This window comes from Mesorhizobium sp. M7A.F.Ca.CA.004.06.1.1 (assembly GCF_003999135.1).
In the GTDB taxonomy this organism is placed as follows: Bacteria; Pseudomonadota; Alphaproteobacteria; order Rhizobiales; family Rhizobiaceae; genus Mesorhizobium.
In genome coordinates, this window is record NZ_RZPQ01000779.1 from 1 (window position 1) to 2,701 (window position 2,701).

1 protein-coding gene is annotated in these 2,701 nt (G+C 66.6%); it reads left to right on the plus strand.

Translation table 11 applies throughout. The features are described 5' to 3' along the window. A partial coding sequence (locus EN906_RS30030) for an autotransporter-associated beta strand repeat-containing protein (RefSeq protein WP_206529205.1) occupies positions 1–2,701 on the plus strand: 2,701 nt, incomplete at both ends.

The following is a 2,701-nucleotide window of genomic DNA, read 5'->3' on the forward strand; positions in this document are numbered from 1 at the left end:
CGGCAACACCTTTTCGGGCGCGATTTCCGGCAACGGCAATCTGGTCATGAACGGCGCGGCGGGAAACAGCTGGCTGCTCAGCGGCGCCAACACATATGTCGGGTCGACTACCGTCACCAGCGGAACCCTGCGGGCCGGCAGCGCCAACGCGTTCGGCGCGCCCAACGCGGTGGTCGTCAATGGCGGCACGCTGGACCTCAATGGCTTTGATACCACGGCCACGTCGCTCGCCGGCGCGGGCGGCAGCGTGACTCTCAACGGCGCCGATCTGACGATCAACGGCGCCGCCAGCACCAGCTATGCCGGCGTTATCGCCGACGGCGCCACCAGCGGCGGCGGCCTCATCAAGCGCGGCACCGGCACGCTCACGCTGAGCGGGGCAAACACCTATACCGGCGACACCACGGTCAATGGCGGCACCCTGGCGCTGAACTTCGCCGCGCCAGGAGCGCCGACCAGCAACATCATCTCAGGCTCGTCCGGCCTCAACCTGGCCGGCGGCGTGGTCACACTGACCGGCGCAGCGGGCGTGGCAAACAGCCAGACTTTCGACGGTCTGAACGTCAGCGCGGGCAACAACCAGATCGTCGCGACAGCCGGTGTGGGCGGCAGCATGACGCTCAACCTCGGCGCGATCACGCACACCGGCGGCCTGCTCGATTTCAAGCTGCCGACGAGCGGCAGCATCACCACGACCAATGGCGATGGCGCGCTCAGCTGGGCAACCGTCAACGGCACCGACTACGCGCAGGTCAGCGGCGGAGCCATCAACGCCTTCACCGCCTATGCAAACAAGGACAATGCCAGCACCTGGCTGACCGGCGACGTGGTCAGTGACGCGGGCGGGGCGGCCAACACCCCGTTCGCCAACACCGTTGCGGGCAACGTCCAGCTCGGCGGCATCAAATACACCGCCGCGGCCAACTCCATAGTCACCGTCGGCGCCAGCAACACGCTCGGCGTGGACGGCACGATCATTGTCGCCTCCAGCGTCAACAATGCCAGTCAGACCATCACCGGCGGCTCGATCACCGGCGCGACCGGCGGCGGTACGCTGGGCGTGCTCGAAAACAGCACGGGCACCGGTACCTTCACGATCGCGTCGACGATCGTCGACAATGGCGGCGCAACCAGCTTCGCCAAGGGCGGCGCCGGCAAGGTCGCGCTGACCGGCGCGAACAGCTACACCGGGGGCACGACGCTGAGCGGCGGCACGTTGGCCATCGACAGCGTCGCCAATGGCGGCTCTGCGAGCAGCATTGGCGCTTCGGGCGCGGCTTCGGCGAACCTGGTGCTCGAAAGCGGTACGCTGGAATATACCGGCGTCGGTGCGGGCACGACCGACCGCGGCTTTACCCTGGTCAATGGTGGTGCACCGCGGACGATCCAGGTCGACAGCGGCAATCTGAGCTTCGGCGGCGTGGTCGTCGGTTCGGACGATGCCGGATTCAACAAGACCGGCGCCGGCCTGCTGACACTTGGCAATGCCGCCAACACCTATACCGGCATCACGACGATCTCCGCCGGTACGCTGTCGGTCAACACGCTGGCCGATGGCGGTGTGGCGAGCGGTATCGGCGCATCGTCCTCGGATGCCGAGAACCTCGTGATCCAGACCGGCGGAACGCTGCAATATACCGGGGCGACCGCCAGCACCGATCGCGGCTTCACGCTCAACGGAGGCGCGGGTGGCTCGCTCGATGTCACCAATGCGGCAACGACGCTCACCGTCAGCGGCACGGTGGTTGGCGCCGTGCCGTTTCACAAAGCCGGCGCCGGCACTCTGGTTTTTTCGGGCACCAACAGCAACAACGGTCCGACATTCATTGACGGCGGCACGTTGCGCGCCGGATCGACCCAGGCCTTTGGTGGTCCCAATGCCATGAATTTGGCGGATGTCGCCGGCGTCACGCTCGACCTGAACGGTTTCAACAACAAGGTCGGCGGGTTGTCGGGAGGCGGCGCGAATGGCGGTACCGTTCGCCTCGGCGGAGCGACCCTGACGGTCGGCGGCACGACCGTCAGCTTCAGCGGCGCCATCACCGGGGCCGGCGGCCTCACCAAGGACAATAGCAGCACCCAGACGTTTGTCGGCTGCAACAACACCTATACCGGCGCGACGAACATCATCGGCGGTACGCTCAGCGTGGATTGCCTTGCCAATGGCGGCCAGGCAAGCGGCATCGGCGCTTCGACCAGCGCCTCCGCCAACCTTGGCCTGAATGGCGGCGTCCTTGCCTATACCGGCGGCAGCATCAGCATCGACCGCGGCATCACACTTGCCACTACCGGTGGGGCCATCAACGTGGTGAATGCCGCCACCGTGCTCGGCGTGAGCGGCCCGATCGTCGGTGCCGGCGCCTTCCGGAAGGACGGCGCAGGCACGCTCGTCCTGTCCGGTAACAACACCTATACCGGCATCACGACAGTCACAGGTGGCATCCTGCGCGCCGGCTCCAGCAGCGCCATCGGAGCGGGTGGATTCGGCCTGAACAACACCGCCGGTGTCGCACTCGATCTCAACAATTTCAGCACCTCCATCTCCTATCTGAATGGCGGTGGCGCCATAGGCGGCAATGTCACGCTTGGCACGGCGACGCTGACGATCGCCTCGAACGTCAGCGCGGCCGGTTTTGCCGGCGCGATCAGCGGCAGCGGCGGGATCATCAAGGGCGGAACCGTCACCCAGGCGCTCAGCGGC